14 protein-coding genes are annotated in these 15,177 nt (G+C 43.9%); 7 read left to right on the forward strand and 7 right to left on the reverse strand.

Annotation, left to right across the window (positions count from 1 at the left end):
* Positions 1-57: 57 nt before the first annotated feature.
* Positions 58-1,257 (reverse strand): MFS transporter, encoded by a 1,200-nt coding sequence (locus tag ITG10_RS19580; protein WP_017630146.1) that lies wholly within the window; start codon positions 1,255-1,257, stop codon positions 58-60.
* Positions 1,258-1,459: 202 nt separating this feature from the next.
* On the opposite strand from ITG10_RS19580, the gene ITG10_RS19585 reads away from it, so the two are divergent.
* Both ITG10_RS19585 and ITG10_RS19590 read left to right on the forward strand, forming a co-directional pair.
* Entirely contained in the window at positions 1,460-2,107 is a 648-nt protein-coding gene (locus ITG10_RS19585) for a DsbA family oxidoreductase (protein ID WP_017630147.1), read from the forward strand.
* Between the two features lie 34 nt (positions 2,108-2,141).
* On the forward strand, positions 2,142-3,335 hold the full coding sequence (locus ITG10_RS19590; protein ID WP_017630148.1) for a crosslink repair DNA glycosylase YcaQ family protein: 1,194 nt from the start codon (positions 2,142-2,144) through the stop codon (positions 3,333-3,335).
* A 32-nt stretch (positions 3,336-3,367) separates the two neighbouring features.
* On the opposite strand, the gene ITG10_RS19595 is transcribed toward ITG10_RS19590, so the two are convergent.
* Positions 3,368-4,306 (reverse strand): LysR family transcriptional regulator, encoded by a 939-nt coding sequence (locus ITG10_RS19595; protein WP_248387086.1) that lies wholly within the window; start codon positions 4,304-4,306, stop codon positions 3,368-3,370.
* Between the two features lie 106 nt (positions 4,307-4,412).
* On the opposite strand from ITG10_RS19595, the gene ITG10_RS19600 reads away from it, so the two are divergent.
* From ITG10_RS19600 to ITG10_RS19610, 3 genes are all read left to right on the forward strand, one after another.
* Positions 4,413-4,727: an antibiotic biosynthesis monooxygenase gene (locus tag ITG10_RS19600; protein WP_017630149.1), complete on the forward strand. Its 315-nt coding sequence runs from the start codon at positions 4,413-4,415 to the stop codon at positions 4,725-4,727.
* Between the two features lie 3 nt (positions 4,728-4,730).
* On the forward strand, positions 4,731-5,705 hold the full coding sequence (locus ITG10_RS19605) for a Gfo/Idh/MocA family oxidoreductase (RefSeq protein ID WP_248387087.1): 975 nt from the start codon (positions 4,731-4,733) through the stop codon (positions 5,703-5,705).
* A 200-nt stretch (positions 5,706-5,905) separates the two neighbouring features.
* Complete coding sequence (locus tag ITG10_RS19610; RefSeq protein WP_017630150.1) at positions 5,906-6,244, forward strand: hypothetical protein; 339 nt, start codon at positions 5,906-5,908, stop codon at positions 6,242-6,244.
* A 66-nt stretch (positions 6,245-6,310) separates the two neighbouring features.
* Here the strand turns inward: ITG10_RS19610 and ITG10_RS19615 are convergent, their stop codons facing one another.
* A complete protein-coding gene (locus tag ITG10_RS19615) occupies positions 6,311-7,210 on the reverse strand; it encodes a GyrI-like domain-containing protein (RefSeq protein ID WP_017630151.1) in 900 nt (299 codons plus the stop codon).
* Between the two features lie 500 nt (positions 7,211-7,710).
* Between ITG10_RS19615 and ITG10_RS19620 the strand changes: the two genes are divergently transcribed.
* Positions 7,711-9,942 (forward strand): hypothetical protein, encoded by a 2,232-nt coding sequence (locus tag ITG10_RS19620; protein ID WP_026084171.1) that lies wholly within the window; start codon positions 7,711-7,713, stop codon positions 9,940-9,942.
* A gap of 71 nt (positions 9,943-10,013) precedes the next feature.
* Here ITG10_RS19620 and ITG10_RS19625 read toward each other — a convergent pair whose 3' ends face one another.
* From ITG10_RS19625 to ulaR, 4 genes are all read right to left on the reverse strand, one after another.
* Positions 10,014-10,475, reverse strand: a complete 462-nt coding sequence (locus ITG10_RS19625) for a hypothetical protein (RefSeq protein ID WP_017630153.1) — start codon at positions 10,473-10,475, stop codon at positions 10,014-10,016.
* Positions 10,476-10,681: 206 nt separating this feature from the next.
* Complete coding sequence (locus tag ITG10_RS19630) at positions 10,682-10,924, reverse strand: hypothetical protein (RefSeq protein WP_017630154.1); 243 nt, start codon at positions 10,922-10,924, stop codon at positions 10,682-10,684.
* A gap of 68 nt (positions 10,925-10,992) precedes the next feature.
* Complete coding sequence (ulaG, locus tag ITG10_RS19635; RefSeq protein WP_248387088.1) at positions 10,993-12,060, reverse strand: L-ascorbate 6-phosphate lactonase; 1,068 nt, start codon at positions 12,058-12,060, stop codon at positions 10,993-10,995.
* 120 nt (positions 12,061-12,180) lie between these two features.
* Positions 12,181-12,936, reverse strand: coding sequence for an HTH-type transcriptional regulator UlaR (gene ulaR / locus ITG10_RS19640; protein WP_009845902.1), 756 nt, complete (start codon positions 12,934-12,936; stop codon positions 12,181-12,183).
* A 340-nt stretch (positions 12,937-13,276) separates the two neighbouring features.
* Here ulaR and ITG10_RS19645 point away from each other — a divergent pair, with 340 nt between their 5' ends.
* Positions 13,277-15,115 (forward strand): PTS ascorbate-specific subunit IIBC, encoded by a 1,839-nt coding sequence (locus ITG10_RS19645; RefSeq protein ID WP_017630155.1) that lies wholly within the window; start codon positions 13,277-13,279, stop codon positions 15,113-15,115.
* Positions 15,116-15,177: the final 62 nt, after the last annotated feature.

Here is a 15,177-nt window from a genome sequence, read left to right on the forward strand (position 1 = left end):
CGACTCACTAACATGAGCCGGCTTTTTTATTGGAAATTCCGAATTTGAAAACTCGCCTTAACATTGATTCGTGAAGGTACATTCAGGCTTGATTTGTTTGCTAAGTTTACCCATCCAAAATGTGGCAGCCAGAACCACGGCTCCAGCAATGGTAAAACCATAAATAATCGCATCGGCTTGCGCCAATACAGCAATCAACACATAACTTAAGCTCTGAGTTAAGGTAGCGAATAGCGCAAGCCCTCCATCTACTCTTCCTCTTTGTTTTATTGCTACCGCATGGTGCATCCAGTTGGTTCGGGCGATTCTATTGAGCGCGTTGAATGCACCGAAAATGAAAGTAAGAACAATAAGATATGCGGGATTCTCTGCTTGGCTCATCAACAATAGAGAGAGTCCGATGATGTACATCGCTATTTGGATGATTGTTTTGTGAGATGCGGACTTCAGGATCAGTGGTAAAGATACCCCAATAATCAGTGCCCCCATGCCGAGAGAGATATTGTAAAGTGCAAGCCAGTCTCCGGTGATATTCAGTTCTGAAAACCAAATCGGAATTAAGCGGCTTAAAAAGGTCACCATCGGATATGAGAGACAAGAAACAATCAGGAAACCATAAAATTGATGCGATTGAGAGAACACATCTTTAATTTCGATCAATTGCTGCTTGAATGGTGTATTCACACTCTCCGTGATTTGTCTTCTGTAAGGTGTCATCAAGTAACTTATCGCTGAAATACTCGAGGCAATACCTGCAAAAATCGCAAATTCAATAATGCTCCACTGCTCGAGTAATACAACGCCAAGAGCGCCAGCACCCAAAGTTGTCGACTGCAAAATAATCTCTTGATGACTCGAGATCTTGGCATATTCATGGTGATCGTAATTTTCTTGCGTAAAGGCATTGTTGGTGTGCCAGGCGAGGCTACTTGAAACCCAAAAAATGACTTGAGCAGCACCCAAGACGACAATAGAACCGACGCCAAACCAGTAAATTGCAGCGACAATAAATGCGGTTGAAGCCTGGATTACTTGCGCGATGATCAAAATATTTTTACGAGAATGGCGGTCGATCAACGCTGAAAAATAGGGCGTAGCGAGAAAAGTGGTGATCGTACAAACTAGGGCGGTGAGCGCAACAAAAGTCCCCATATTGGGCGTTGCTAGCATTAACCACGGAAGTGCTAGCATAAATAGCCCTGAGCTAATGCCATCAAAGAAGCGTCCGGTAAGGTAGGGTGGTGTTTTTCTTTTCATATATCTGTCTCATCGTCTCTGTTTCGTATCACTCTACAACTTAAAGTTAACTTTAAGTCAAAGGCTAATTGAGAGAAATCTGAGTTATTTGAGAGCGAATATGTTGATATTTGAACGAGTGTTCATTTTGTTGTAGTCTAATCCGAAAGATGGGTATTCACTGCGAATTGGATACGCCTTAGCAACGAGATTTGGAAAGATTATGAGCAAGAAACTTCAACTCGATATTATTTCTGACGTAATGTGCCCTTGGTGCGTGGTCGGCTACAAAAATCTAGAGCAAGCCGTCTCAGAACTTGGCTTAGAACAACCGATTGAACTTGAATGGCAGCCGTTTGAGTTGAATCCCGATATGCCGCAAGAGGGTGAAAACCTGCGTGAGCATATCATGAGAAAATACGGTTCTAGTGCAGAAGAAAGTCAGCGCTCACGTGAGCAACTGGCGGCTCGTGGTCAAGCGGTTGGGTTCGATTTCAATTTCTATGACAGTATGAGAATGGTGAATTCACGTCACCTACATGTGCTGCTTGATTTTGCTCTCGCTCACGGCAAACAAACTGAGTTAAAACTACGCTTCTTTACAGCTCACTTTTCAGAGCAGAAAGATCTGTCTGATCTTGAGGTTATCGCGCAAGAACTTGAAGCGGTTGGTTTAGACTCAACCAAGGCACTGAAACGCTTGGAGAACATCGACAACTTAAAGCAAATTGAAGCGCAAGAGTTTGAATGGCAACGCATGGGCATCTCTGCGGTTCCTACTGTGGTGTTTAACCGTAAGAGTGCAGTGACAGGCGCGCAAACGGTCGAAACGTATAAGCAAATCCTTCAAGAGCTTATTGCGGAATCATAAGCTGATCATTGCTATCAATTAGAGTCTGAATTTCATGGAATCACTTTCACTCGCTCAAGCACAAAAAATTGTACTGCTTTCGCAAAAATTGCCGCCCAAAAAGCAACGTAATGGGGGCGCTTTGGCGAATACTCTGTCTGCGATTGAAAACCTTGGCTATGTACAAATTGATACCATTTCCGTGATTCAGCGAGCTCACCACCACACGCTTTGGAATCGCAATCAAGACTACCAACTGAATCATCTGGATAAGCTGTTAGAGCGTCGAGAGGTGTTTGAGTATTGGTCGCACGCCGCCGCGTATTTACCCATGCGAGATTACCGGTTCAGCCTGCATCGAAAGAATGGGTTTGCGAGCGGTAAGCTCAAGCATTGGTATAAAAAAGACGATGCCCTCATGGCGCATGTTCTCAAGCGTATTGAGAGCGAAGGGCCATTGATGGCGAAAGACTTCGAAGGGTATAGACCCAACCCCGGCGGATGGGGGGGTAAACCTGCCAAACAGGCGCTAGAGACTTTGTTTATGCAAGGTGACTTAATGGTGCCAAGCAGAGTGAACTTTCATAAGGTGTATGACCTAACCGAGCGAGTTTTGCCGAGTGGCATTGATACCTCTGAACCAACGGAACAAAAGTATATCGAGCATCTGATCACGCGTTATTTAGAAGCGAACGGTGTGGGAATCGCATCGGAAATGAGCTATCTCCTTAAGAACACCAAACCACTGATACAGAAGACACTCCAGCAGATGTTTGAAGACAAACAAGTGATGAAAGTGAGTGTTCAAGGTTCTGATTACTACGTGTTACCTAATGCGTTTGAACTGCTAAATCAGCCTTTATCTCGAACCAAGTTAAAGATACTGTCTCCGTTCGATAACCTGTTGATTCAACGTAAGCGAATGCAATCACTGTTCAACTTTGATTATCTTCTTGAGTGTTATGTTCCAGAAGCCAAGCGCCAGTTTGGTTACTTTAGTTTGCCGATTTTGTGGCAGGGTGAGCTGGTGGCGCGAATGGATTGCAAAGTTGATAGGAAGAGTGGGCTACTCAATATTCGCAACTTGGTTGTGGAAGATCGAATCAAAAAACATGAATCATTCGTTCATGCCTTATGCGATGAACTTAAGCACTTCATGGTATTCAACCAATGCGATGAGATGGTCGTCCATAACACCACGCCCTCTGATCTTGGCAAGCGCCTGATGAGTCATTGGCAAATGATTTAACGTTCATCGCTGCTTAAACATAAACCATCCTGTTATTCAGCAAGCTCGGCCAACAAGAATTCGACAAAGGTTCTGTTCTTCAACGACAATTGCTTGGTTTTGTAGAGCAAGTGAATCGGCTTAGGCAAAGGTGCCATACCGGGTAGGATTTCTAATAGTGCTCCACGCTCTATCTCTTCTGACACTAAAATAGTTGGCTGCAATAACACGCCCACGCCTTGCAGGGCGGCATATCGCAACACATCCCCATTATTCGATATCAAACGCACTTGCCCTTTATTCACCGCGCTATGCGTTGCTTGGTGGTTCTGAGAGGTTAGGTGTTGCGTTTCAATGCTTTGCGCACTCCGCGTTTGTGCATCTCGGCCACTCACATCACGACGGCTGCTATAACTGAACCCAAGCGATGGGTGCTGTGTAAGGTCTTCCAATACGCGGATTTCTGTGTGTTGGTTAAGGTACTCTGGAGCTGCGCAGTAACACATCTCGTAATCCCCTAAATATCTGGCGACTAAACTGGAGTCAGACAGGTCACCAATTCGCACAATCAAATCAATATCGGAGGAATAAGGATCGACAAGATCGTTATTCAGCACGAGTTCGACATTAATCGTCGGATTATTGGCAAGGAACTTCGCCACGATTGGCGCAAGCACCTTGTTCCCATAGGTGACTGGGCAGTTTATTTTTACCGTGCCTTGAGGTTGGTTTTCTAAGGTTTGAATCAGGTTTTCAGCATTGCTGATGTCTTCGAGAATTCGCTTACATTCTCGATAATAAAGCTGCCCCGAGTCGGTTAGAGACTGCTTACGTGTAGTGCGATGAATCAGTTGAGAGTTCAGGCTCGCTTCAAGATGATGGACATGCTTACTGATCATGGTCGCCGACAGGTTGAAGTGGTTGGCGGCGCTACGAAAGCTGCCTTGTTCCACTACGTAAACGAAGACCTTCATGCTGGTTAACTTATCCATTGAACACTCTAGGTTGACAAATAATAAACAAAAGGTGAGTTTATCAATTATTAGGGGTTAATTATATTAATGACAAACCGATAATTAACTAAAATTAGAGCGCGAAATGCCTCAAACAAACGAAACCATCTTTGTTACTGCCGAACTTAAGATTAAAACCAACATTGAACGTGAGGCTGCAGTTGAAGCCATCGAACAGTTTTGCTTAGACATGCAGAGCGAATCGGGCTGCCTACAAGCAATAGCAACCTATGCTCAAAACCAAAGCGATCGCGTGATCTTGCTCGAGCAATACGTTAACCGCGAAGCGATTAATCAGCACTTTGTAATGCCTCATACGCAAGCGTTTATCGAGCGTGATATTACCGAGTTAGTTCAAGCGTTCGAAACGCAGCTTGAATCAAAAGAGCAGGAGAAGTAAGCCATGAAATGGGGAATCCTAGGAACCAGCTTTATCTCAGGCGTAATGGCGGATGCGATTAAAGGCGATGATCAAAGTGAACTGTATGCCGTTGCTGGTCGCACAGAGAAAACTCTCAATGAGTTTGCCGCGCAGTATCAACCAACACGAACTTTCAACAGCTATGAAGCCTTGATTGAAGACGAGTCGGTCGACATTATCTACATCGCTCTACCTAACCACGTTCACCACGAATACGTGATTAAAGCCGCTCAAAAAGGCAAAGCGATTCTGTGTGAAAAATCGTTATCGGTTGATATGGAAAAAACCGAACAAGCTCTACAAGCCGTAGAAGAAGCGGGTGTATTTTTTGCAGAAGGTTTGATGTACTTAAATCACCCATTGATCGCCAAGCTTCATCAAGAATTAGCTACAGGTGAGATTGGTGAAGTACGTTCAATTCAAGGCTCATACGTGGCGGCGATAGATCAGTTCGTGAACCCTGCGAGCAAAGGTGCACTGTACAACTTGGGTTGTTACCCAATGTCGCTGATTCACTCTGTCGCACAACACCAGTTTGGTGAAAGTGTGTTTAATGATCTGCAGATCTCAGCAATCGGTCGACGTGGTCAAGATAGCAATATCTGTGAATCATCGGCGATGATGCGCTTCAATGGCCAGTTCACTGCGCAAATCCATACTGCAGAAGACCACGGCTTAAAGCATGGCTTTACCATTTTAGGTAGCAAAGGCTGCATCACGCTCGACACCAACCCATGGCTACCGACCGAAGACAATACATTCACGGTTGAGATTTACGAAACGTCGACACGTGAAGTGAAAGTCGAAGCGCAAGGCGATGGATTTCATTATCAAGTGCGTAATATTCGCCAAGCAGTTGAGCGAGGTGACACACAACTGGCAACACCCATGGCGACTCACCAATACTCTCGCGTAATCATGAAGTTACTGACGGATTGGGAACAAGCGGCTAGCTAGTTTCTTTGCTAAATCCTGTACACACCTCATACTTGGTAGCCTCGTAAACTATCAAGCATGAGGCGTTTCTCTAACCCCTCTAGCCTATCATCCTCAATAAATACTTTGCATTTGAAACAGCCACAGTGTCCAATATCGGTTAAGACAACATTGACTGAAAAAAACCTTATTTTTTAAGGTGTTAAATAGGATTCTACTTCATGCGTAAATCAGATAAGAAGATCGAAAATCAGATCAGAGACGTGCTAACTGACGTGTGTGAAGATACGTTGAAAGGCTACGATGGTTTTCTTTGGGTAACTCATACGGTCAATTTATCTTCTTTTCCACAAAGCTTAAAAATCGTTTGTGTATTCGATTCCAATCAAGACAGGACGAATTTCCTGGAGGGAGAAGGCCAACAAGAAGTCTCTATGACCATCCAAAAGGCGTTCAGTAAGGTAGGAATTACACTGAAGAATGTCGATAAACACATCAGCTACGATACACAAGAAAATTGCGACCGTGACCATCAAGGGAAGTGGAACCATAGACTTTAAGAAGCTTTAGTTAACCAAAGGACGAAAGCCTACACGAGGTAGGCTTTGTTACTGTATTTACTCTTATTATTTAATTGCAGTGCAGAAGCTAACGTCTGAATGTTGAGTCTGTTGATCGTAGCTGTGGTAAAGCTCAAAGCAAGGTCGGTCTTCGGTTTCTAGGCCGGACTCTATAACCTTACTCATTAGGTCATCCCACGCTTTAGCATATTGGCTTGACTCGGTGATGGTTTGGCGCATTACGGCATATTGTCCGCCGGGAAAATCTTTCAATTCGATCCCACTTGGTACTTCAGTGTCTTCTGACACCATCAAGCAGATGTCAGTACGACATTTATCGTTTGGAGTGATTTCTGGATTGTCATGATAGATAAAGATGCAGCTGTTACCTGCTAACCCTTTCATTTCGGCCCATTGGTAAAGACGACCGCTTGGCTCTTCATAACCTTGTCCGTAAGGGCCAGTCACTCGTACATACGCTAGTTTTGATGGTTCGAATTGTTGCGTTTTCATTGTCATACTCCATGTTGTTCGTTCGGAGTCAGTATATGAATTGCTTGCCACTGCATCGTTTCCATTCTTGCGCAACGTGTGTCCAATCTTGCTATTTCGAGTGAGCTCGCTGAACGCTTGGTAATCTTCACAATCACGGAAGGCACTCGGTGTGACACCAAAGTGTTGTTTGAATGCTTTGGCAAAACTTTGAGAAGACGAGAACCCATAGTCCAATGCGATATTAATAATGGGTTGCTTGGATTTGAAGAGATCATTCGCTGCCGCTTCTAGCCTCAATCGCCGAATGAAATCAGCAAGGGTCTCGCCTTGAACGGCCTTAAAAGTGCGATGAAAGTGGTAGGGTGAAAAGTTGGCTAATGCCGCGACTTCGATTAGGTTGAGCGGCTCGTTAAAGTGCTTTTCTAGATAACGGACAACGGGAATTAGCCGCTTATGATAGTCAACGTACATTGCTTTATTTACCACTCTTTATTGCCATTAATCTTATATAGCTTCAGAGACTAACCTATCCCAATTGAGTTTCAATAGAGTGGCATTGAAACTGAGATTAGATGCAGTAAATCCAATTCCCGCTTTCCATTTTCCTTCGATCAATAAGATTAACTTCTCCCAAACTGAATTGCCTTTTTAGTCATCGTGCGTTCACTGTTCGTTCGATTTAATTCTCATAATGAGAAAAAGTGAAGCCGAGAATCGTGACTCTGGAATACTTAGCTTGTCAGCAAAATTAAGATTATAAGTTTTTAGCTTTCGTTCTAACGTGCTGACTTTACATATGTATTAGGAGGTATTTTTAGAGGTAAGAGACACTGAACCGATGAGGGCTTGATCAATACATGTTTCTAACCGATACTTTTTTCGTATTTTGATTCCTAAATTGACACGTAAGTTGGCTGACTTTTCGTCTCGTATTTTTGAGAAACGACAGTATCGATTAGGAAAACTGAATGATGAACCCCTACATTTTATGGTTACTAGCACTCATTCCATTCTACCTAACTGCTAGTAACGCTTTTGCTGCTGGTAAAGCGATTGTATTGCCCGGATCACATCAGCAAGGTGTCGACTTAAGCGATTCGCCAATGTCGGCAACGGATGTCATTGATTGGGAAATCACAAACAATGACATCGTGTTTGGCTCTTATGCAGACAAAACCGACAATGAGCGAATTACTGCGATTGGTTATATGTACAACCAAAAGTTGGAGATGAACTCTGGCTGGTTAGAAAACGATCTTCGCAATAACGCAGCGCTAAACGGTGCTAATTATGAAGACTTCTTTCTGCATTTCGCTGAAGACACGGTGATTGCTGAAGTCGACAAAAGCCACGGTGAAAATACCCTTCTTAATCGAAAACCTATGATCGTCGGTTACACAGCAAGTGAAGATCATGCCGGGTTTTGGCTCTATCAAGAACCGCCTTGGGATGCGGATGTGTTTGAAAACTTCGAGCAAGGTGGTGCGCTTTATGTGTATCACGCAGAGCAGTTCGATAGGCTGACATTGAAGTTCTCTCAGTTTGCCTCTGGTGGTCAATTTTGGCTTGAGTATCCAACAGAAGTTGATGCCCATGGGCAGGTATCACAATGGTCTACGTTGGAGCTGAAGAAAGACAAAACCCTCAATATGACCAAGAATCAATCTGTGTTGTGGAACCTTCCATCTGATTGGGTAAGGGCGACAACCCATGACGGCAGTGGCGCTAGCTATGGCGGAGGCCAATATTTCGGTTCTACTTTTGTGCGTGACGGTGGGCGTTTGTATGTGATGAGAATTCGTTGGCAAGGTGATAACGCCAATGACAGACCGCGCCTCAAAGAAGTGAAGCATAGAAACAGCTTTCCTGTGGTGAAGTTAACCGATGCACCTGAAACAACGCCTGATGGGAATGCTATCAGCCAGTGGCGTAAGATCCGTGGTTTTGATGTGTCTGCCGATTTGAATCAAGACAACTACTTGTCACAAAGTGAGTATAAAAATCGCACCAATAAAAATGCCACCGCTCGATTTCGTTGGGAGTCGCGCGTGGTGCCATTTGGCCGAATGTGGAGTCAGAGCTCGTCATGGGCGCTGGCTAATGTTGCCGATCTCAATTACCTATCGGCGGTTCACGCTTATTATCAGAAGAACTGGGCAGAGCAGGGGCTGAATGGTGCTTATAACGATGACACCAACAAGCTGCTTGGTGCAAATCAGTTTTATGTTCATTCTGGTGGCACGGTGCAAGAGCTAGGATTGGTGGCGGGTTCTACTGATGCCGATGACCTTTATAAAGCGCAATTCTCTGCTTTCTTAAAAAGCCTCGCAACTCTCAATCGTGATGCCTTGATAGGCTTGAATATTGGGACCGCCAATTTACTTGGGCGTAATGGTCAATCTCACCTTGTGGAGGCGGGTTCTTTATATTTCAGGGAGCACTACGTGTTCCCATCGACTGGTTTTAGCGGCTATTCGGGTATCTCAAAATTTTGGGATAACTCGGCATTGGCGTATGCCGATCAAAGCGTGATCTTTCAAGCGACAACGCGTTTCGGTCGTGTTCAGTTCTTTGGTGGTTCTGAACAAAACTGGCGACAAGACCAATACTCAGCATTGGCGATTTATTACTTGAATCATCATTCGCAACACAGCTATTTCTACCAGTGGAACAATGGTTATGTTTATGGGAGTGACAACACCACACAGGATAATTTCTGGAAGAGTGGCGTACCGAAAAATGTCGCTTATCAACCAAGTGCGTTATTGGCGGTCGATTTGGGCGAACCCAGCAATTTTATTCCCGAAGGCTTCGAAGCCATTCCCTTGATGCTTTCGACAACTACGCCTGTACCTGCGGATTACACCATTGTGGGTGATTCCTCGATGAATGAAATGGTACATGCAGACTTACCCGATGGAATCACACACGTATTGCCTACGTATACCTATTTCTTACATCAGTCTGAGCGAACAGTTGTGGCTGGTGGCCCTGAAGATATGGTGTTGGCGAGAGAGTTTGATAAGGGGCGAGTGTTGTACCGTACGGATTTCAACGGTAAGAACGCGAGTTATTATGAGGCAGAGAAACTGACGATTGTATTAGACGTACCGATGAAGCCTGTCGATGCAAACGGCAACATCGGAGAGTATGTCACGCAAATAGAGATAGGTGGCTATGAAGGGCTGTTCTTACTTTATTAGGCGGATATTGAAAGTGATTGCACTTGTTAAAAGGGCTTCTTTTCGGGGAAGCCCTGACCATCAAATCTAAGCTAGGTTCTTGAGATTAGCTTATTGTTTTTGCACTGCTTGAACTCTTTGGCGATCCATGACTTTTCATTCAAACCATTGTCGATTAGGGCAAAGAGATAACCATCAACCTTGCTTGAAGCGGTTGGGTATTCTTGAAATACATGCTTGGGATAGCCCGGGTAATTCGTCTCATATTTGCTGTCTAGTTTCTTGCCTAGCTCTCGCCATTTAACGAATAGTTCAGAAGATGAGGTTGGCTTTTTGTATTGGCCTAAAATCCGATGATGATGGACTAATGCTACTTTGGCGCAATGGTTGGTTTGTACTACCTTCTGTATGAGCTCAGCCTGTGTCTCGCTGATTGTTTTCGCTAATGCATTTTCTTGCTCGATGCGCTCTATTCGCTCACCAAAGGTTTCAGCGTGCGTAGAAAAGATAACAGAAATGGGTAAAACCAATGCCAAAAGGCGCTTGCAGAACATAACCTAACTCGTTGAATGGATTCGTGACTATTATGCCGTTGAGTAACAATATTATTAACGAATAAACACGCTTAATTGTAAGAATTATTTTTATCGAGTGGATTAATAAATGCTTTCTGTTTTGTTTTATTCGTTAGGTCAATGGTTTGCTTGTTCCGCTGGAATAACGGTTTTCAACGACCTTAATTTAATCGGAATATTATCGGTTAGAGATGTTGGATATCGATCGAGTGGTAAGGAAAACCGATCGCTTTTGCCGCATTCAACAGCGCCTGTTGAGTCTTAAATACTCTGGGTTGCATCTTTCTATCAGATTCAAGAAAACTGTTCACACCCCACTGATTGCTTTTCACCATTAAGTAATAGCCATTCGCACAAGGTGAAACAACCCCAATGGCTGCTTTCAAATCGCCACGACTGAAATGTTTTTTGAACTCACGTAATACCATATCAATATCCTTATTCGATGATAAAAAAAGGGAGCGCATTGCTCCCTAGTTAGTGCTTTTCTTAATGTTTATAAGAATGCGCGATATGGCAGTTCTGGGTCATTTGTGAAGATGTCAGCAAAGCCACGGAAGTGCTGGTAGTGCATGCGGCCTTTATCTGTTGGGTATGTGTATTTACCACCGACTTGCCAGAAGAAAGGTGCGAAGCCGTATTGAAGACGTTCTTTCTTCATGTTCCACAGCATTTCGATTTCACGCGGGTCATTTTGGAAGTTAGCCCAAATGTCGTGGTGGAACGGAACCACGACTTCACAGTTCAAAGACTCAGCAGCACGAAGAATATCTGAAGATGTCATTTTGTCTGTTACGCCACGTGGGTTCTCACCGTAAGAAAGCAGTGCAACGTCGATCTTGTGGTCATTACCGTGTTTAGCGTAGTAGTTAGAGTAGTGAGAGTCACCAGAGTGGTAAACTGAACCGCCGGTAGTTTCTACTAGGTAGTTCACTGCTCGGTCGTCCATTCCGTCTAGAATTTCTTTGTCTAGGGAAGACGTTCCTTCAGGAAGTGTCACTAGTGCAGTACGATCGAATGCGTCAAGAACCTTGATGTTGACGTCTTTGATCTTAATTTCGTCGCCAACTTTCGCGATAACACAACGATCTTCTGGTACACCCCATTTCATCCATAGATCAACACATGCTTTAGGACCGATAAACCTAACGTGCTCGCCACAGTTTTGTAGAACGGCTGCTGCAACATTGATGTCAATGTGGTCGCCGTGATCGTGAGATGCCATCACTGCATCGATCTCTTTAATAGCGAAAGGGTCCAGTGGGAAGATTGCTGTGCGTAGGTTTGGTTGAAGTGCTTCAACGCCACCCATACGCATCATTTGGTGCTGGTTTTTCATTTTTTGAACAGCTTGTGTTTTTTTACCAGTACCACACCAGAAGTCCATTGATAGGTTTGCACCACCTTCTGATTTTAGCCAAATACCCGTACAGCCAAGCCACCACATAGAAAATGTATTCGGTTGCACGACAGTTTGCTCGATCTCTTCATTTAACCATGTGCCCCACTCAGGGAATGTATTTAGGATCCAAGACTCGCGAGTGATTTCGTTTACGTTGCTCATGATAATACCTTTTATTTCAATAATTTGATTAATTTTGGATGTAGGGAGCCGAGCGCCTTAATTTTGATTAAGGCACTGAGCTTAATTTATTATTATTTGTGGGCTAGTCTGCCCTGAGATTTAAACTAGGATGACTTGCGTCCCTTGAGCTTCAATCCGCTTGACGACTTCGGGATTGGCATCTTTACCGGTGATGACGATGTCTATTTGCTTGGTGCTGCAAAAGAGCATTCCGGTACGTTGTCCAACTTTTGAACTATCGACCACTACGACAAGCTTATCGACCTGTTCTAGCATTTGTTGTTCGGCTACGGCCGTTAACATGTCGGCCTTGTATAGCCCGGCATCCGTTAAGCCTTTACCTGAGGTGAACATCCAGTTTCCCGCATAGCCGCCTAATGAATTAGGGGCAGGGTTTAGAAAGATGTTCTGCGCTTTGTTGTATTGACCACCAATGATGATGACATCGTCATGATCTTCGTTGATCAAGTAGCTTGCGAGTGGAAAGTAGTTCGTTACGATCTGAACATCTTCCCCACATAACTGTTGTCCAAGTAGGAACGCAGTAGAACCACAGTTGATCACAACTGTATCTCCAGCCTCGCAAAGTCCAGCTGCTGCTTGCGCAATCTCAGCTTTCTCTTCATAAAACTCAGTGCTGTTGATATTGAGTGGTGACCACTTTCTCTTCTGATTCTCTACTCGTTCAGCGCCATTTCGAACTTTTCTAAGTCGGCCAACTTCATCTAATTTAGCGATGTCACGTCTTGCAGTAGCAGGTGAAACACTAAATTTATCAATAATATGTGAGACGTTTATTGTCTGCATATCTTCTAATAGCGACACGATGCCGTTATGTCTTTGTACTTCATTCATATTTATCACTCTTTATGTCGTTGTGACAATTTGATGATTACTTTTGATTTGTTTTGATTCTAATAATCACCATCATGATTGTCAAACTACATTGCTATAAAAACTAGAGCTTAATCACAATGATTTATAAGTTATTGATTTTATTTAATTTGTTGTTTTTTGGTGTGATCCGAAGCTCAATTAGGCACATTCTGGGTGTGGTTAATTGATATAAATCAAAGTAATCACAAGTGAGCATTGAATGATTACTTTTGATTGGTAAAGTCTAGTTCGTGAGCAAAACTAGACATCATCACATCCTACATACCATTAAAATTAAAAATTAATCAGGGGTAAAGATATGGAATTCTTATATGATATTTTCTATATTTTTTACAGTCAGGTAATGACCAAAGCACCGTTGCTACTCGGTCTTGTTACTTGTCTGGGTTACATTCTACTCAAGCGTGACGCAACAACTATTATCTCCGGCTCTATTAAAACCATCGTTGGTTTCATGATAGTGCAGGTAGGTGCAGGAACATTGGTAGCGGGTTTTAAACCGGTTATCGAGAAAATGAGTGAAATACATGGATTGACAGGGTCGGTGATTGACCCGTACACATCCATGATGTCCACCATGGAAACTATGGGCGACAATTACTCTTGGGTTGGTTATGCCGTATTAATGGCACTTGGGCTCAACATTCTACTGGTTGCCTTCCGCCGTATTACTGGTATCAGAACCATCATGCTGACGGGACATATCATGTTCCAGCAAGCTGGCCTCATTGCTGTTTTCTACTTCGTGCTTGGCGCAGGTATGTGGGAAACCATTATCTATTCTGCAATATTGATGGCGTTGTACTGGGGTATCTCGTCAAACATCATGTTCAAGCCTACTCAAGAAGTGACTGGCGGAGCGGGTTTCTCTATAGGTCACCAACAACAGTTTGCATCATGGATAGCAACCAAGGTTGCTCCTAAGCTTGGCGACAAGAATGACAGTGTCGACCACATTAAACTGCCTAAATGGCTACACATTTTCCACGATAGCATTGCAGCGACAACGCTCGTAATGACGGCTTTCTTTGGCATCATTCTTCTTTCGTTTGGTCTTGATAACCTTCAAGACATGGCAGGTAAAACACACTGGTTTATCTACATTTTCGAAACTGGTTTGAAATTCGCAGTAGCGATTCAAGTTATCGTCACCGGCGTTCGTATGTTCGTAGCGGAATTGTCCGAGGCCTTTAACGGTATTTCTCAACGTCTTATTCCTAACGCTGTGTTAGCAATCGATTGTGCGGCTATTTACGCATACTCTCCAAACGCAATGGTGTTCGGATTCATGTGGGGTGCGGTTGGTCAATTCACCGCTGTTCTTGCAATGTTAGCGTTTGACGCACCAATCATGATCATCCCTGGCTTTATTCCAATGTTCTTCTCGAACGCAACCATTGGCGTGTTTGCTAACCACTTTGGTGGCTGGAAAGCGGTAATGAAGATTTGTTTCGTGATGGGCATCATCGAAGTGGTTGGTTCTGCTTGGGCAATCCACATCTTTGCTCAATCTGGTACTGAGTTTAACGGCTGGATGGGTATGGCTGACTGGGCTCTGGTATTCCCACCTATCATGCAAGGTATCTCAAGCTCTAGCATGTTCTTCTTTGTGATTTTGGCTATGGCTGGTGTCTATATGTTCTTCGCTTCTAAGCAACTACGAGCTGAAGAAGACGCAGAAGCTGCCGCTGAAACAATGACCGCAGTAACACCTGAGGGCATTGAGGTTGAAGTCGCGGTACCACAACAATCGACAGCAACAGCTCAAGCTCCATCTGCTTCTACAACGACAGCTTCTACAACATCCGAAAATCGAGTCTCACCAGCAGCTGATCAGAAACCAGTCCGTGTCTTAGTGTGCTGTGGTTCAGGGCAAGGTTCTTCAATGATGTGCTCTAAGAAAATCAAAGAGTACTTAGACAAGAAAGGCATCCCAAGCTCGACCTTTAACAGCGCTATCACCGATTACAAATCGCACCTTGGTTCATTCGACATCATCGTTACTTCAGTTGCTCTTGCAGCGAAGATCACGGGTCTGCCGGAAGGTAAGCAACAGTTAGCGGTTAAGAACATGATTATGGTGAAAACTTTCGGCGACGAGCTTGTTTCCATCATCGAGAACAACTTCCACAAATAATGAAAATGGCTCAGTGGCATAGCGCTACTGAGCCAATAAAAACAATTATATAAGTGAGCAAT

It is taken from the genome of Vibrio sp. ED004, from assembly GCF_023206395.1.
Classification (GTDB): domain Bacteria; phylum Pseudomonadota; class Gammaproteobacteria; order Enterobacterales; family Vibrionaceae; genus Vibrio.